This window comes from Peptoniphilus grossensis (assembly GCF_001940285.1).
Classification (GTDB): Bacteria; Bacillota; Clostridia; order Tissierellales; family Peptoniphilaceae; genus Peptoniphilus_A; species Peptoniphilus_A faecalis.
Genome location: NZ_MJIH01000001.1, coordinates 715,559 through 731,184 on the forward strand (window position 1 = coordinate 715,559; position 15,626 = coordinate 731,184).

Annotated in this window: 16 protein-coding genes and 1 pseudogene; 3 read left to right on the forward strand and 14 right to left on the reverse strand. The window is 29.1% G+C overall.

All coding sequences use genetic code 11. The features are described 5' to 3' along the window. Positions 1–56: 56 nt before the first annotated feature. From BIV18_RS03465 to BIV18_RS03515, 12 genes and pseudogenes are all read right to left on the reverse strand, one after another. Positions 57–293, reverse strand: coding sequence for a hypothetical protein (locus BIV18_RS03465; protein ID WP_075659315.1), 237 nt, complete (start codon positions 291–293; stop codon positions 57–59). A 41-nt stretch (positions 294–334) separates the two neighbouring features. Beyond that, positions 335–1,189 (reverse strand): CPBP family intramembrane glutamic endopeptidase, encoded by an 855-nt coding sequence (locus BIV18_RS03470; RefSeq protein WP_075659316.1) that lies wholly within the window; start codon positions 1,187–1,189, stop codon positions 335–337. A 140-nt stretch (positions 1,190–1,329) separates the two neighbouring features. Beyond that, positions 1,330–1,485, reverse strand: a complete 156-nt coding sequence (locus tag BIV18_RS10625) for a hypothetical protein (RefSeq protein ID WP_169970424.1) — start codon at positions 1,483–1,485, stop codon at positions 1,330–1,332. Positions 1,486–1,560: 75 nt separating this feature from the next. After that, entirely contained in the window at positions 1,561–1,806 is a 246-nt protein-coding gene (locus tag BIV18_RS03475) for a hypothetical protein (protein ID WP_075659317.1), read from the reverse strand. A gap of 224 nt (positions 1,807–2,030) precedes the next feature. Continuing rightward, positions 2,031–2,408, reverse strand: a complete 378-nt coding sequence (locus BIV18_RS11420) for a lantibiotic dehydratase (RefSeq protein WP_083635575.1) — start codon at positions 2,406–2,408, stop codon at positions 2,031–2,033. Between the two features lie 8 nt (positions 2,409–2,416). Beyond that, on the reverse strand, positions 2,417–2,650 hold the full coding sequence (locus BIV18_RS03485) for a hypothetical protein (protein WP_075659318.1): 234 nt from the start codon (positions 2,648–2,650) through the stop codon (positions 2,417–2,419). A gap of 381 nt (positions 2,651–3,031) precedes the next feature. Further along, positions 3,032–3,784, reverse strand: coding sequence for an ABC transporter ATP-binding protein (locus tag BIV18_RS03490; RefSeq protein WP_075659319.1), 753 nt, complete (start codon positions 3,782–3,784; stop codon positions 3,032–3,034). Beyond that, on the reverse strand, positions 3,781–4,803 hold the full coding sequence (locus BIV18_RS03495) for an ABC transporter substrate-binding protein (protein ID WP_075659320.1): 1,023 nt from the start codon (positions 4,801–4,803) through the stop codon (positions 3,781–3,783). The genes BIV18_RS03490 and BIV18_RS03495 overlap by 4 nt, the downstream gene beginning before the upstream one ends. Further along, positions 4,800–5,561, reverse strand: coding sequence for an ABC transporter permease (locus tag BIV18_RS03500; RefSeq protein ID WP_075659321.1), 762 nt, complete (start codon positions 5,559–5,561; stop codon positions 4,800–4,802). Before BIV18_RS03500 ends, BIV18_RS03495 begins: the two co-directional genes overlap by 4 nt. Continuing rightward, a complete protein-coding gene (locus BIV18_RS03505; RefSeq protein WP_075659322.1) occupies positions 5,533–5,832 on the reverse strand; it encodes a thiamine-binding protein in 300 nt (99 codons plus the stop codon). Before BIV18_RS03505 ends, BIV18_RS03500 begins: the two co-directional genes overlap by 29 nt. 216 nt (positions 5,833–6,048) lie before the next feature. After that, positions 6,049–6,624 carry a nitroreductase family protein gene (locus BIV18_RS03510; protein ID WP_075659323.1) on the reverse strand — a complete coding sequence of 192 codons (576 nt, stop codon included), beginning with the start codon at positions 6,622–6,624 and terminating at the stop codon, positions 6,049–6,051. Positions 6,625–6,677: 53 nt separating this feature from the next. Then, positions 6,678–8,422: pseudogene (locus tag BIV18_RS03515) on the reverse strand (ABC transporter ATP-binding protein). Positions 8,423–8,558: 136 nt separating this feature from the next. Here BIV18_RS03515 and murJ point away from each other — a divergent pair. Then, the gene (gene murJ / locus BIV18_RS03520) at positions 8,559–10,151 is read left to right on the forward strand and encodes a murein biosynthesis integral membrane protein MurJ (protein ID WP_075659324.1); all 1,593 of its coding nucleotides are present in this window, start codon (positions 8,559–8,561) and stop codon (positions 10,149–10,151) included. Between the two features lie 248 nt (positions 10,152–10,399). Continuing rightward, positions 10,400–11,296, forward strand: coding sequence for a DMT family transporter (locus BIV18_RS03525; RefSeq protein ID WP_075659325.1), 897 nt, complete (start codon positions 10,400–10,402; stop codon positions 11,294–11,296). Positions 11,297–11,328: 32 nt separating this feature from the next. On the opposite strand, the gene pepD is transcribed toward BIV18_RS03525, so the two are convergent. Together pepD and BIV18_RS03535 are read right to left on the reverse strand one after the other, a co-directional pair. Beyond that, positions 11,329–12,777, reverse strand: a complete 1,449-nt coding sequence (pepD, locus tag BIV18_RS03530) for a beta-Ala-His dipeptidase (protein ID WP_075659326.1) — start codon at positions 12,775–12,777, stop codon at positions 11,329–11,331. A gap of 8 nt (positions 12,778–12,785) precedes the next feature. Then, positions 12,786–14,195 (reverse strand): YfcC family protein, encoded by a 1,410-nt coding sequence (locus BIV18_RS03535; RefSeq protein WP_083635519.1) that lies wholly within the window; start codon positions 14,193–14,195, stop codon positions 12,786–12,788. 356 nt (positions 14,196–14,551) lie between these two features. On the opposite strand from BIV18_RS03535, the gene BIV18_RS03540 reads away from it, so the two are divergent. Continuing rightward, on the forward strand, positions 14,552–15,541 hold the full coding sequence (locus BIV18_RS03540; RefSeq protein WP_075659327.1) for a hypothetical protein: 990 nt from the start codon (positions 14,552–14,554) through the stop codon (positions 15,539–15,541). Positions 15,542–15,626: the final 85 nt, after the last annotated feature.

Here is a 15,626-nt window from a genome sequence, read left to right on the forward strand (position 1 = left end):
TAACAGTATAAGGCTTTATTTTCTATTTAATTAGAACTGTTATTTTTACTTCTGAATTAACATCTTAAAGCATTGTCCATTCTTCCGTTGCAAACAGTTGTCATATCTCCAGGTGAACAGTCAGTAGACGGACAAGCTAAAGTTTTACATTTTTGTGTCATACAACCATCTCCTGTATTGATAAATGATTCAACTATCCAAGAACATACTGGAGTTGTCCCCATAGTTGATTCACTTTTTTCATCTTGCTTTATTTTAGTTAAATCTAAATCAAAATCTTTAAATCCACTCATAAGTTTCTCCTTTCTATGTTTGTGCCCTTATTTTTCTAAATTTATTTATATAAATATTTAAAGAATTTTTTATAAATTCCAATAAATTTTTTCTTATAAAAAATTTTTATGAAATATATTAATATTAATATAATAAATATGTTTATTATTCCTGTTATATTGTTATTATGTTTCATAATAAAGTTAATGTCTGGCGTATCCTTTAAAATAACATAGTAATATAACGCCGATGACATAGACAGTAAATTACTAAACCCATGAGTCAAAATCGAATATCTTAGTTTGCCAGTTACTATATAAAGTAATCCAGTGATAAAACCTATTAAAAATGAATATATTAAGGAACTAAGAATTGTAAAATGAAATAGTCCAAAAGAAAACGCAGATAATAAAATTGCATAGTTATTATTAAGACCCTTAGACTTTAAAAAAGTTATTCCTATTTTTCTAAAATATAATTCTTCCCCTATTGGTACTAAAATAATAGATGTAGAAATTATCTCTAATAGGGCAATTATATTTATATCATTTATTTGTAATTTTTCATTGAAATTCTTTAAATATCTTTGGTAATAAATAAAATTTAATTTATTTTCAATATTATAAATTAAAATGAAAAATATTGTTGATATTAAGATGTTTGAGAGAATAAATACATAAATATCAATTGTTTTTATATTTAAATCTTTAAAACAAGATTTTTTTATATCTCTTCTAGTTATTAAGTATGTTACTATAATAAATACAATAGAAGCTAATAAGTTTATATGATTTATATCAATTAAATTTAAATTTTTTAAAAATACAAAAATAATGTTAAAGATTATATTAAAAATCAAAAAATTTACGAAACAAAAAGAGATACAAAAGGCAATATTTTTTAAAAATTTTCCCATATTTCAATTATCCACCCCTTATATTAAAGCATTGTTTTTTTAATATCTTTATATAAAATTCAAAACCAATCCGAATTTACATATATAAAATTTATCTATATAAAACCATTAAACTTAAAATAAATGTATTTAAATAAATTCTAATTAATAGGTTTATTATAAAATAATCTAGTCAATACAAAATAAATAGCAAACCATATTAATGCTTCGTAAAATAAATTTAGATTTACAAATGTATCTATTACTATAACTATTAGCCAAGTAATCAAAGCAATTAATAACTCATTCTTCTTCATATTAGTTTTCCTCCTCATAAACTTAAATTAGCAAACTATATTATCTTAAAAATTTTTTTAATAATTTTTACTTATTTAGCATCCACTTAACTCCCTGATAGAATCTTTTTCATTGTTAACATTAATACAATTTCTAGCATCTGTAACTGAACATACTGCTGATGGACAAGTACAGGAATTACACTTTGTTAAAAAAGCACTTTCAAAAAGTTTAGACGATATATATGTGCAAACTGGTCCAAGAGAAAATTCCAAAGTCTCGCTACCACTATTTTCCTTTATCTTGTTTAAATCGAGATCAAAATCCTTATATTGTTTCATTTTATAATCCTCCTTTGAAATATAGTTTGCTAAATATCTAAATTATAATTTGCTAGCTATTTAATGTTTTTTGTATTCTAGTCTATTTATATCTCATATCACCAATCAGTATATCTAACAAAACCAAAAAGATTCCTCCAATCCCACATAAAAACTAAAGTCATTTTTATATCCCTGTATTTCAGTTATTCCTTTATTTGATTTTAAATCTATTTTATCTAAATCTAAAAAATGAAGTAAAATAAATCATTATATTTTATAAAATCTTTAGACTTGTCTTTAACTAAGCCTACAAGATTTGCAAATCTAATGCTACTTTCTTTAATTTCTTCTGTACTTTCTTTTAAATTTCCTCTATTTGTAAAATAAGGATTTTTCAGTCTATCTCCACTGACATAACAAATATCATTGAATTTTAAGGATAAGCTTTTAAGTATAGTTGAGTCATCTTCTAATTTTTTTATTAACCCATTTGCCCAATCTGTGTCTACTTTAGTATCTATTATTTCATCTTCTTTTTCGATATTTGTATTTAGCCCAAATTCTACAATGGATACGTTTGCAAAACATTCATAAGGAGTTGCCCTAGAGCTTGCTCGTATAAAATATTTTAGTAAGCCTTGACATAAATTTCTATATTTTTTTCTTCTTTAGGTTTATTAATATATGAATAATAGAGTGATTTAGAAGATACCAAGAGAGCATTTTTTAAAAAATTATCCAAAGTCTCATTTTCTGATATAAATGAATATATGTCTTTGTTTGAATTTCTATATTCTTCTAAGTAATAAAATGGTAAAGCTGGAGTTCTAATCATAAAATAATCCCAGATATTATAATCCATAACAACATCACTCCTTTATATAATAACGATATCATTTATATTTAATCTTTTCAAATTTATTTTGTGTGTTTGGCTGTAAAATAAAATGTGGAATTGCTAGCAACTAAAAACTCATACTAATTTTATATAAAATATTAATTACCAAAAAACAAATAGGTCTATTAATATGAGTTATAAAGATATTACATTAAATGAAGAAATTAAAAAATAGAAATAAGCTTCCAAATTTACCAACCAATATTAACTTTACAAATGAATAGTAAAGAAAATTTAAATGAATTACTTATTAAGTATTATCCAAAGAAATAGGTTTGACTAAAATCAAAGGATAATTGTAAAATTAAATGCGACACCAAATAAAAAACGAGGTATTTACCTCGTTTAAATAATTTTATCAAGTTTTTCAATAATGTGTTTTTTGTACTCAATAAATTTTTTATCTTCAAAAAAATTTTCTTTAAAATCTTCTTTTATTTCTATTTCATCAATTATTGTTCCTGGATTTTTCCCCAAAATATAAATCCTATCTGAAATTTTTACTGCCTCTTCAATATCATGAGTTATAAAAATCGTAGAAATTTTCATCTCTCCAATAATTTTTTTATACCACTTGTGAATCGACGCCTTAGTTATTGCATCAAGAGCAGAAAAGGGTTCATCAAGTAGTGCTACTTCATTTGAGAATACATAAGTTCTAAGAAGTGCTGCACGCTGTGCCATTCCTCCTGAAAGCTGTGAAGGGAACTTTTCCTGAGTTCCTTCAAGACCAAAATCTTTAAATAATCCGCTGACTTTTTCTCTTGCGACTTTTTTCTTGTTGCCTCGCAAAATTAATGGTAGAGATACATTGTCGATAATGGTCATATAAGGAAGTAGCAAATCCTTTTGCAACATATAGGAAACCTTGCCAGACCTTCCAGTGATATCCTCACCTTTTAAAAAAACTTTGCCCCTATCTGGCTTTAAAAGTCCCGCAATTATATTAAATAAAGTCGTCTTCCCACTTCCAGAAACGCCAACTAGCGAAACTAATTCTCCCTTATTCAATACGATGTTTATGCCCTTTAGGACTTCTTTGTCGCCAAAGGACTTATCTACATCACTTACTCTTAAAATCTCTAGTTTTTCACTCATTTTAATTTTTCAGGATTTACAAAATCATTAGTGAAACCAAAGTCCTTAGGAATTTCTCTATCAATTAATTTATTTTCCCACAACCAAGAGTAAAAATTATTCCATCTATCTGCATTTATTTCACCAAAATATTCAGCATCATCTTTGTATTTGTCATGGATATAATCCATTGCTTTAATTGTGTACTCTTTATCAAGTTCTGGATTTAATTTAACTAGAATTTCTGCAGCTTCCTTTGGGTTTTTTGCTGCGTATTCATATCCCTTAGAGAAAGCACGCATAAATCTCTTTGCTAAATCTTCTTTGTTTTTTAAAAAATCGTTATTTGCAATTAAAATTGGAGTGTAATAGTCAAAAGTTTTATTAATATCTTTAAAAGCAAAATAATTAATTGGCACATTTTCCATTTCAGCTCTAACTCCATCTACTGGATAGAAAATCCATACTGTGTCAATGTCTTTACCTTGAATTGCTGCAAGTGTGTTTGTAACATCACCAGGAATTAATTTTACTTTGGAAAAATCTCCTCCATCGTCTTCAACAACTTGTTTTAAAATTGCCTGTTCAATTGGAAGTCCCCAAGTTGAGTGATTGTGATTTTCCATATCCTTAGGCCTTGTGATGTTTTTGTCTTTAATTGATACAATACCAGAAGTATTGTGATTTATAATAGCAGCAACTGCTGTAACGGGAAGTGGCTTTTCACTTGCAAAGGCAGGAGCAATTGTATCTTGAAAAGATACTCCAAAATCAGCCTTGCCTGATGCAACAAGAGCTTCAGCTCCATTTGCCGGTGGTTGATTTACTTCAACTTCAATTCCTTCCTCTGCAAAAAATCCCTTGTCCATTGCCACATAAAGGCCTGCGTGATTAACATTTGGATCCCAGTCAAGTAAAAAGCTAACTTTTTCCATTGGCTTATCCTTTTCTTCTTCAACTTTTTTATTTTCAGTTTTACCACAAGCTGTAAGCATAATTCCCGCTAAAATTAAAACTAATAATTTTTTTAAACTTTTCATTCTTCCTCCATCCACGGCATCACCTTTTTTTGAATATAACTTACGAGTTTCATCAAAATAAGAGAAATAGCCGAAATTAAAAATATAACAGCAAACATTTTATCAAAGGAGTAATTTTTTTGGACTCTGATCATATATACTCCAAGCCCCTTAAAACCTCCAAGCCATTCAGCAATTACCGCACCTACAACAGAATATGAAACTGCAATTTTTAAAGCAGAGAAAAAGTTTCCCATGCTCTCAGGCAATTTAATGTATTTATAAATTTCAAACCTTCTTGCACCCATTGCCTTTAATAGTTTTATTTTATCTTGATCCACTTGTTTAAATGCCTCGAGAAGAGAAATTGCAACTGGAAAAAATGTTACAATTACAATAAGGGCAATTTTGGGAGCAATTCCATATCCCATCCACAATACAAGTAGTGGTGCAATTGCAACCGTTGGCACAGTTTGCGTCAAAACCAAAATGGGATACAGAGCAGAATAAACAAACTCTGACAAATCCATTAATAAAGCTGCAACAAAACCTAAACTAACTCCTACAAATAAGCCTAAAAAAGCTTCTATGAGAGTTGTGCCAAGATGAGATGCAATAGTAGAAAAATCTGTAACAAATGCCTTTATGACATCAAAGGGTTTAGGAAGCAAATAGGGTCCTACAATTCCCTTTGTAGTTACAAAATGCCAAATAGCTAAAATAATTATTATCAAGGAAGCTGCTGAGATATTATCCTTGATACTTGCCGATTTTTTCATCGATGGTCAATATTCCCTTCTCAGAATAAAATGTCTTAGAATAACAAGCAACTTGTTCTGAAATTTCTCCAGCTATTTTTACACAATTTTTCAAAATTTCAAAAGCCCTGTCGAAGTTATCTAATTCTATAACTGTTTCAAAGGGAGTTACAACATAGTTTACTTTCTCGCTCTTTATATATTCAATTACTTTGTCTACAACTTCTACAACAGATTCTGAAGTACCTTCTTTAGTTGTAGGAAGTATTTGTATTGCTACTGAAATCTTCATAAAACCTCCTCATTAAAAAATAAAATAAAATAAAAAAAACCTCTTCAAAGAGAGGCATTGTTCCCGTGACAGCATTACCTGTCCTGGTCCAAAGGGTTTAAGGATTAACCTAATCTCAGCAAAAGCTCCCCTGATACTCTTATTATAGTCATAAGAGATTTTTATTACAAGTATAAGTTAATAAAGAAAAGTAGACTCTCGCCTACTTTTCTTTATTTACTCAATAACTTTTAAAATTTCATCAATTGATTTTTTGTCTATTTTCTCCGGTTCTTCTTGGATTTTTCCAAAGGGGATTTCTGCAATGAGTTCCCATGAATCTGGTATTTCATATAAATCCTTAACCCATGAGTCAATATGTGGATTGTAATGTTGGTTACTTGCACCAATTTCTTCATCACGAAGTGCTTGCCAAATATTTAGCTGTACCATTGCTGCCGAATGTTGTCCCCAAGTTTCAAAATATTCTTTATATAATGGAATATTCTTTTCTTGCTCTTTAATTTCATCTTTGTCGATAAAAATTAGAGCTGTACCCTTTGCATGATAAAATCCGTGAAATTTTTCTTCATTTATTTTATTGTCATAAGTTTCATTTACTCTCTTCCAAAAGTCCTTTGATTTTTCATCAAAAAGCAATACTACTCTCGTAGTTTGCGAGTTCATATGAGATGGAGTTGTGTTTAAAACATCTTCTATCAAATATTTTATTTCTTCATTAGAAAGTGGTACATCTTCAGATAAATCGTAATAAGATCTTCTTTTTTTTATAATTTCTATATAATCTTGCATAATACACCTCTCAAAGTTTCTTTCTTGTTATGATATACCCTAAAATAAATTTATTATTCTAATCTGCCACCCTTTGTATAGAGGTTGTAATAATAACCTTTCTTTTCCATAAGTTCGCTGTGCTTTCCTCTTTCCACAATGCCCTCCTTTGTCATTACAATAATTAGATCTGCATTTTGTACAGTTGTAAGTCTATGAGCAATGGTAATAGTTGTCCTTCCCTTTGAAAGTTTTTCAATAGAATCCTGCACAACAATTTCACTTTTGTTGTCGAGAGCTGAAGTTGCTTCATCTAAAATTAAAATTGGTGGGTTTTTCAAAAAACTCTAGCAATGGAAATTCTCTGTTTTTGTCCTCCAGATAATTTTACTCCACGCTCGCCTACATAGGTATCAAAACCATCTGGTAGATTTCTGATGAATTCATAAGCTCCAGCCAACTTTGCAGCTTCAATAATTTCTTTATCACTTGCATCACTTTTTCCATAGCCAATGTTGTCCTTAACTGTTCCAGAAAATAAATACACATCTTGTTGAACTATGCCAATATTTTCTCTTAACGATTTTATTTTTATATCTCGCACATCAATTCCGTCTACTTTAACAGAACCGCTGTCCACATCGTAAAATCTTGGGATCAAATTACAAATTGTAGTCTTTCCTGCACCACTTGGTCCTACTATTGCAAGTTTTTCGCCTGGAATAATATCCACGCTAAAATTATTTAGGACCTTTTCTTCGCTCTTTCCGTAACTAAAGTCCACATTATTAAAGGAAATTTCTCCCCTTACATTTTTTATTTCAATTGCATTCTCTTTGTCCTTTATATCTGATTCAACAGACATAATTTCTGCAAATCTTTCGATACCTGTCATTCCCTTTTGAAACTGCTCTGTAAATTCAATAATTCTTCTAACCGTTGCAAGAAGTGACTGAATAAACATTACATAGACTATTAAATCTTCTGGACCAATTTCTCTTTTCATGAGAAAATAGCCGCCACTTGCAATTAAAATAAGATACATCAATCCGTCAAAAATTCTATTAATTGTATTAAAACCAGCCATTGACTTGTAGTATCTCTTTTTTATTCCTAAAAATTTATTGTTCTCATAGGTAAATTTTTCGCTCTCCACATCTTCATTGGCAAAAGACTTTACAACTTTTATCCCTAACAGAGAATCTTCAATGGCAGAATTTAGATTGCCAATATGAACTCTTTGATCCTTTTGTGCTTCTCGCATTTTATTTCTAAAATGACCAGAAAAATAAATCATTAGCGGAATCATAATATAAATTAAAAGAGTCATTTTTACATTAATAGTAAGAAGTATTATTAATGAAATAATAATTTTTAACACGCCGATAAAATATTCTTCAGGACAGTGATGTGCAAACTCCGTTATGTCAAAGAGGTCATTGGTAATTCGTGACATAATTACACCCACTTTTGTTTCATTATAAAAAGTGTCAGAAAGACTTTGAAGATGATAATAAAGATCCCTTCTCATGTCCGTTTCTATGCGTGCACCCATTATGTGACCAATGCTCGTCATAAAATATTGTGCAAAGACCTCAATAACCTTTATTGCAAAATATATCAATGAAAGTTTTAGCACAAATTCAAAGGTAATAGATGACAAATCTTTCATACCAAGATTTGTTAGTTTGCGGAGAATTAGTGGCAAAACCATTTCACTTGCAGTAGTAAGTCCTGCACAAAATAAATCTAAGAAAAGTGTAAATCTGTATTTATAAAAATAGGGCAAAACTTTTTTTATTAAATTTCTATTTTTCATTTTTCCTCCTTTGTTATTATTATAAAACAATAATAACACATAATTAAATTTCTTTAAAATAATAGATTTTAACCTCACTTGACATAAATTTTTAAACAAATTATAATTTGATAAGACTTATAAAGGAGATAATAAATTGGAAAATAAAGATAACGCAGGCTCACGAATTGCAAAGTCAACTCTCGCCATTACAGTATTTTTGTTAATAGGAAAGGTTTTTGGGTTTTTTAGAGAATCACTCACTGCCTATGTCTTTGGTGCAGGAACAGAAATGGACGCCTTTTCCCTTGCACAAGCTGCAACAGCAATGATATCTAGTTTTGTAACTCAAGCGATAGCGACAACCTATATACCTTCTGTACAAAAGGCTGAAATGGATCATGGAAAGAGCAGAAAGAATTATTTCACCAATAATTTACTACTTATATCATCTTTGGCATCCCTTGTTCTAATTGCACTAGGAATCCTTTTTCCAAATCAAATTGCACTATTGTCTGCATCACAAGCTGATCCAGAAACCTATGCAATTGTTGTTAAACTTATACAAGTTGGAATGCCCGTAGTTTTATTTTCATCGTGGGTTGGAGTAATGGAAGGATATCTTCAACATGGCGGCAAATTCGCAGCCACTGGTGCCATTGCCATTCCACTAAACTTAACTTATATAATTTACTTAGCACTATTTTCTAAACATGTTGGGATAATGGGGCTAACTATTGCATCAGTTCTTGGAATACTTGCAGAATTTTTATTTTTACTACCAAATGCAATAAAAATTGGCTACCGACCAAAATTTATTGCCGACTTTAAAGATCAATATGTAAGAGAGGCAATTCTCCTCGCCCTACCAGTTTTTGTATCAGTTTCTGTAAATGACATAAACACAATCGTAAATAGAAACTTAGCATCAGGCATGGGCAAAGGTGCTGCATCAATCTTATATTATTCAAACAAAATGAATACAATGATAATTGGAATTTTTATAACTGCAATAACTGCCATAGTATTTCCAATACTTACAAAAACTTTAGGTTCAGGAGATATGAAACTAGGCAAAAAAGTTATGAACGCTTCAATTAAAACAGTTTTATTTATAACAGTACCAGCAACTATTGGACTAATAATTTTAGCAAGACCAATTATAGAAATTGCCTTTGTACGTGGATCCTTTACTGCAACAGATGGTATTGCGGCTACATCTACACTTAGATGCTACTCTCTATCTTTAATTTCAATTTCTGTAATAAATGTGTTAAATAGAATTTATTATTCTATTAAAGATACAAAGACGCCTTTCTACGTAGGCGTAACTAATGTAATAATAAATGTTGGACTTAATCTTTTAGTCGCAAGACATTATGGAACTAATGGACTTGCTGCATCAGTTTCCATTGCAACGACAATTGCACTTCTCATTTCCTTTATACTTCTTAGAAGAAAAATTGGAAATCTCGGAACAAAGTCTTACATTAAGGCACTAATAAAAACATTGATGGCTTCCCTTGCCATGGGACTTGTTGCATTATCTTACTTCCCTTACGAAAAATTAATTATGTCCTTTACATCAGGTGCTTTTCAAACACTTTTAAGACTAACCCTTTTAATGATAATAGTTTTAATCGCAGCTTGCGTATACCTATTGTCTTTATATAAATTAGGTGTGCGTGAAGTGCGTGACGTTGTCGATATAATAAAAAATAAAAGAGAATCAAGAAAGAAATTAGCATAACAAATGAAAATAAAGGCTCAATAAGAACTGATCTCCCATAGTTAGACTTAGAACTAATTTAAGGAGATCAGTTTTTAATTGAGTATATTTATAGTATAATTTTATGCAAATAATTTTCCATTACATAAAATTATATTAACTAAAATAATGGTTTTTATTTGCTAAACTATTATTAAATAAAAATTCTAGAGGATTTTGACAAGATAAAAATTAATTTAAGCAAAAACTATCTATAAAGTGGTTATAAAATGAACATCAGTAAAGAACTTAAAGGTATTTTTCAAGCAATATTTTCGGCTATATTGTTTGGCTTAATGCCTCTTTTTACTAAAGTTATCTATAGCTTTGGCTCAAATTTTACTTCAACAGCATTTTACAGAACTAGCCTCTCTTTAATTTTAGTTTTTATATTATGTATTCTAGAGGATAAAAGTATCAGAATTAATTTTAAAGAATTTATTTATCTAATAATTGGCTCTATATTTTTTGTTGCAACATCATTAACTTTATATAGCTCTTATAATTACATATCTTCAGGCGTTGCAACTACTATTCACTTTGCATATCCAATTATTATTTTCATCATTAATACAATTATTTCTAAAAGTCGACCAAATAAAATTGACGTATTTTGCATTTTATCAGTTAGCCTTGGATTAGTTTTAATAATAGATTTAAAAAGTGGACATATAGATTTAAGAGGAGTAGTTTTAGCTGCTATCTCATCCTTTACTTATTCTTTCTACTCAATCTTTTTGGAAAGGAGTGTTTTAAAAAACTTAAATTCAATAAGAATTTTATTTTATATAAATTTAATTTCAAGTTTTTTAATATTTGTATTTGTCCATATAACGGGCAATAAACTAGTTTTATCCTATAACCCATTTCAATGGATATTTATATTTCTTTATTCCATTGTTATTACCATAGGAGCTACACTTTTGTATCAAAAATCACTTAGAAATATTGGAGCAACCTACACTTCCATTCTTTCTTGTCTAGAACCTGTAACTAGTGTAGTGTTTGGAATATTATTATTATTGTCAGAACTAATATTTTCTAAACAAGTATTGGCAATTATACTCATACTTTCATCCACTATAATTATCGTTATAAATCAAATTAAAAAATATAAAATAAATTAAAATATTAAAATCATTATTCTAAAGCCTTATATTTAATCTATTTCCCTGAGAAACACTTTAAAGGTCTCATAAAATTTAATTATAGAAGGGATGTTTGCCGATTCAGATGGACTGTGAAGTCCTGTGTGATTTGGACCAACGCTAATTATATCTAAATTAGGATTTTTTTCTAGCAAATAACCTGACTCCAATCCTGCTGCTGAAACCTTTACTTCTATTTTCTCGCCAAGTTCTCTTTCAAATATTTCTTTATAATCCCTTCTTAGTTTGCTTTCTGGGTCATATCTCCAGCCTGGATATTTTGCATATCCTTCTAAACTGCCTTTATATATATTGGCTATTTTCGAAATTTTATTAAGTGTATATTCAACTTGTGTTTTTTCTATAGCTCTTATTTCATTGACAAATTTAACAGTATTGTTTTCAATTCTCAATTCCCCTAGATTATTTGATGAAATAACTACATGCTTTATTGGATCAACTTCGAAGATTCCATTGGGATATAATTTAATAATATTAATTATTTTATTTAAATCTTCTGGGGATATTGCTTCTTTATCTAATTTAAAATCTTCAGAATTGACGTAGATAATATCTGAAAAGGCACTGTATTCGAAGTGAAGTTCTTCTTCAAACTCTTTAAGAATATTATCTAATTTATTTTTGTCTAGGTTAGTACTTATTATTGCATAAGCCTCTCTAGGAATTGCAAGTCTAAATGTTCCACCCTCTATATCTAAAATCTCAATTTCATCTTCCAATTTTTCTAATAATCTAGATAGTAGTATAATGGCATTTCCTCTACCTTTTTCTATGTCTTCGCCAGAGTGACCGCCTAGTAAACCTCCAATTTTAATTTTAAAAGTATTAAAAAGTTTCCTTTCTCGCCTATTTATATCTAATGAAAAAGTAACTCCCATTCCACCATTACTTCCAGCAATAATTTCATTATCCTTGCTATTGTCTATGTTGATAGCTCTATTGCCTATTAGCCAATCTTTTGAAAGATTTTTAACCCCACTGAAGTCATCTTCTTCAACAGTGGTAAATATTGCAGTTATTGGCGGATGTGAAATTTCTTTATCCTCTAACACAGACATTATTATGGCTACCCCTAGTCCATTATCTGCACCTAGTGTAGTTTTTCCACCTGTATTGAGTTCATCTCCATCAATTTGTACAGGTATAGGATCATTGTCAAAATCAAAATCAAAACCATCTTTTTTCTGACAAACCATATCCATATGAGCTTGTAAAATTAAGGGCTCTTTTTTTTCTCCGCTCTTTTGACCATCTTTCATTATTACTAAATTATATTTACCATCTTGTTTAACTTCTAAATTGTTTTTTTCAGCCCAATTTTTTAAAAAATCTGAAACCTTTTTTTCTTTAAAGGATGGTCTAGGTATTTCTGTAAGCATTAAAAAATTTCTTAAAACTTGCACTTCTTTTAGATCATCAATTGAATTAAATTTATTCATATCTCCTCCTAGAATGGTCCAAATCCAATATTTACTGCTATAATACAAGCAATTATTCCTATTAAATACCATAGTAAAACTAACTTCCAAAACCATTTAATCCACTTGCCATAGGATATTTTCATTAATCCCAAGGCTACCATTATTGTAGCTTCTGCTGGTGAAAGTAAATTAGTTATGCCATCTCCCATGTGATATGCAAGAGCAACAGTTTGCCTTGTTATTCCTAAAACATCTGCCATAGGAACTAAGATAGGCATTACAATTACAGCTTTGCCTGATCCTGATGGAACAAATAGATTTATTATTGATATTACAATAAAAGATAATGGTGCAGATACTATTGATGGTAGTTTTCCTAAAACTCCCGTTAAAGAATGAACTATAACATCAAGTATATGTCCTTCCATCATTATAATAGTTAAACCTCTTGCAAATCCTACACATAGACAAGGATAAAGTAAGTCAGCTGCTCCATTTACAAAAGCATTTACTGTTTCATTGACAGGCTTATCAGAAATACAAGCCATGACTATTGTTAATAAAATAAATACAGCTGCCATTTCTCCTAAATAAAATTGAAATACTATTACTCCATATACTATGCCTATAACTGCAAGTACAAAAGATATTAGAACTAATTTATGTCTAATTGAAAACTCGATATTTGAAGAAATTTCTTCTCTGTATTTACTAGTCTTATCCACTTCATAAGATAAAGATAATTGAGGATTTTTATGAATTTTGTCAGCATATCTGTATATGTAAACAATTGTTACAGTGAGAGTTGCAAGCCATAAAACTAATCTAAATCCAATGCCTGAATAGGGCGGTAGTTGTGCTATTTGTTGTGATATTCCTAAAGTAAAAGGATTCATTACACCACCTATGTAACCAACAGCAACACCACAAATTCCAATTACAACACCTGTTATTGAGTCAAAGCCTAAGGCAAGACATAGGGTTATTTGCATAGGTAAAAATGCAAGGCATTCTTCAAAATTTCCTAAGAAAGCACCTCCCAATGCCCACAATGTTACAAAAAATATAACTACTAGTTTTTCTTTTCCCTTTAATCTAGTAGCTGTTCTTGAAATTAATGCTTCTAAAGCTCCTGTAGAGTTGAGTACTCCAAAAGCTCCTCCTATAATAAATAGAAAGGAAGTAATTTCAGCTGATTCTACAAGCCCTTGATGAACTGAAGATAATACTTTCCAAGGTCCTACTGGAGTGTTTTCAATATAGTGGAATGAATTTGGATCAACCATTTCCTTGCCAGTCTCAGGGTCTAAGAATCTAGTATATTCTCCTGCTGGAATCAAATAAGTAAGTATTGATACCATTGCCATTAAAATGCATATTAATAGCAAAGCATCTGGTGCTTTAAAATTTTTTAGTCTTTTTTTAATCTTTCCCATAATAACCTCCCAAAAAAATATAGCATTTTGTGAAAACATTGTTAATCATGCTTCATATATTTAATATAATTTTAAAATTTAACAATTACTTTTCCCAATAGTCTAGTATAAATTATTCTAAGTATCAATTTAATAGATTTATAAGCTAAAATTAGTTTTTCTATAACTATTTACCAATATAGTTTTTCTCTTTATCTTGGTAATGAATAAATAACATTATATAACTAGCCTACTTTAAATTCAACTTTATTATTTAAACTAATAGCAAATAATTTTTTATTTTTTTAAAAATTAATGAATTAAAGTAGTTATTTTGTATTTAAGTGGTATAATATAAATAAATCGGAGGTGTTATTATGGGTGGCTTAATAATTGTTGTTGCCATTATTGTAATCGTTTGCTATATTATGTGGAGAAAAAATCAAAATAAAAATACTCCCACTGCTAAAAAATCTATTGAAACTAAAGAAAAACCTTCTGTTGAAAAAGTACATAAGACAGAAGAAATTAAAAATGATGATGTTATAAGAAAAGATGATTCTGTAAGGAATTCTAAAGTTAAGGAAGAAAATAAATACGATGCTTCCAGAAAAAAAGACCGTGCTAAAAAGAGAAGAGAAAAAAGAAATTCAGAATCAAAAGAAATATTTGAAGTTCCTTCTGAAAAAACTGAAGATAATAAAGTTGAACCTAAAGCTAACGTAACTAAAGATAAAGCTAAGGAACCAGTTAAAAAAGTTGAAACTAAGGCTGATGATTCTAATAATAAAACTAGTGAACCTGCTAAAAAGGTAGAGCCTAAAGATGATGATTCTATTAATAAAATTAGTAAACCTGCTAAAAAAGTAGAGCCTAAGGCTGATGATTCTAATAATAAAACTAATGAACCTGCTAAAAAAGTTGAAACTAAAGCTGAAAAAGTAAATTCTATAAATGAAAAATACTCACACATAATCAATGCTCTTGGTGAAAATCCATGGGACATAGATAAAGGTAAAATTAGCGTTAAGGTTGAAGATGTTAAAACTAAAAAATCTTTAGATGCCGAAGAATTTGAAAATATGGACTTTAAGGAATCACTTACAGTAGAAAAACTAATTGAATTTTTAAATTGTGTAAGTACAAATCCAACTATTTTAAAAAGAAAAGAAAATATTATTTACGATTTTACAACTAAAAAAGAAGATGAAATCAAAAAAATTGCCAAAAGATATTCTCTCGAAAATTATAATTTTGAAAAGGCAACTTCTGTATTAACTGTCCATAAGGAAAGTTCAAAGATTTTAGAAATCACAGATATTTTAACTTCAGAGGAAAAGAGAATTTACTTTGAAACAAAATTTTAGTAAAATATAAAAGTCATAGAAATATGGCTTTTATTTTTTTGCGAATTTTATGTTAAAAAATAAAATTTTAAACTCCTTTGCAATA

Coding starts and splice junctions, on each gene's coding strand:
- BIV18_RS03465 (WP_075659315.1), bottom strand. CDS start 293: ATGAGTGGATTTAAAGATTTTGATTTAGATTTAACTAAAATAAAGCAA.
- BIV18_RS03470 (WP_075659316.1), bottom strand. CDS start 1,189: ATGGGAAAATTTTTAAAAAATATTGCCTTTTGTATCTCTTTTTGTTTC.
- BIV18_RS10625 (WP_169970424.1), bottom strand. CDS start 1,485: ATGAAGAAGAATGAGTTATTAATTGCTTTGATTACTTGGCTAATAGTT.
- BIV18_RS03475 (WP_075659317.1), bottom strand. CDS start 1,806: ATGAAACAATATAAGGATTTTGATCTCGATTTAAACAAGATAAAGGAA.
- BIV18_RS03485 (WP_075659318.1), bottom strand. CDS start 2,650: ATGGATTATAATATCTGGGATTATTTTATGATTAGAACTCCAGCTTTA.
- BIV18_RS03490 (WP_075659319.1), bottom strand. CDS start 3,784: ATGAGTGAAAAACTAGAGATTTTAAGAGTAAGTGATGTAGATAAGTCC.
- BIV18_RS03495 (WP_075659320.1), bottom strand. CDS start 4,803: ATGAAAAGTTTAAAAAAATTATTAGTTTTAATTTTAGCGGGAATTATG.
- BIV18_RS03500 (WP_075659321.1), bottom strand. CDS start 5,561: ATGAAAAAATCGGCAAGTATCAAGGATAATATCTCAGCAGCTTCCTTG.
- BIV18_RS03505 (WP_075659322.1), bottom strand. CDS start 5,832: ATGAAGATTTCAGTAGCAATACAAATACTTCCTACAACTAAAGAAGGT.
- BIV18_RS03510 (WP_075659323.1), bottom strand. CDS start 6,624: ATGCAAGATTATATAGAAATTATAAAAAAAAGAAGATCTTATTACGAT.
- BIV18_RS03525 (WP_075659325.1), top strand. CDS start 10,400: ATGAACATCAGTAAAGAACTTAAAGGTATTTTTCAAGCAATATTTTCG.
- pepD (WP_075659326.1), bottom strand. CDS start 12,777: ATGAATAAATTTAATTCAATTGATGATCTAAAAGAAGTGCAAGTTTTA.
- BIV18_RS03535 (WP_083635519.1), bottom strand. CDS start 14,195: ATGGGAAAGATTAAAAAAAGACTAAAAAATTTTAAAGCACCAGATGCT.
- BIV18_RS03540 (WP_075659327.1), top strand. CDS start 14,552: ATGGGTGGCTTAATAATTGTTGTTGCCATTATTGTAATCGTTTGCTAT.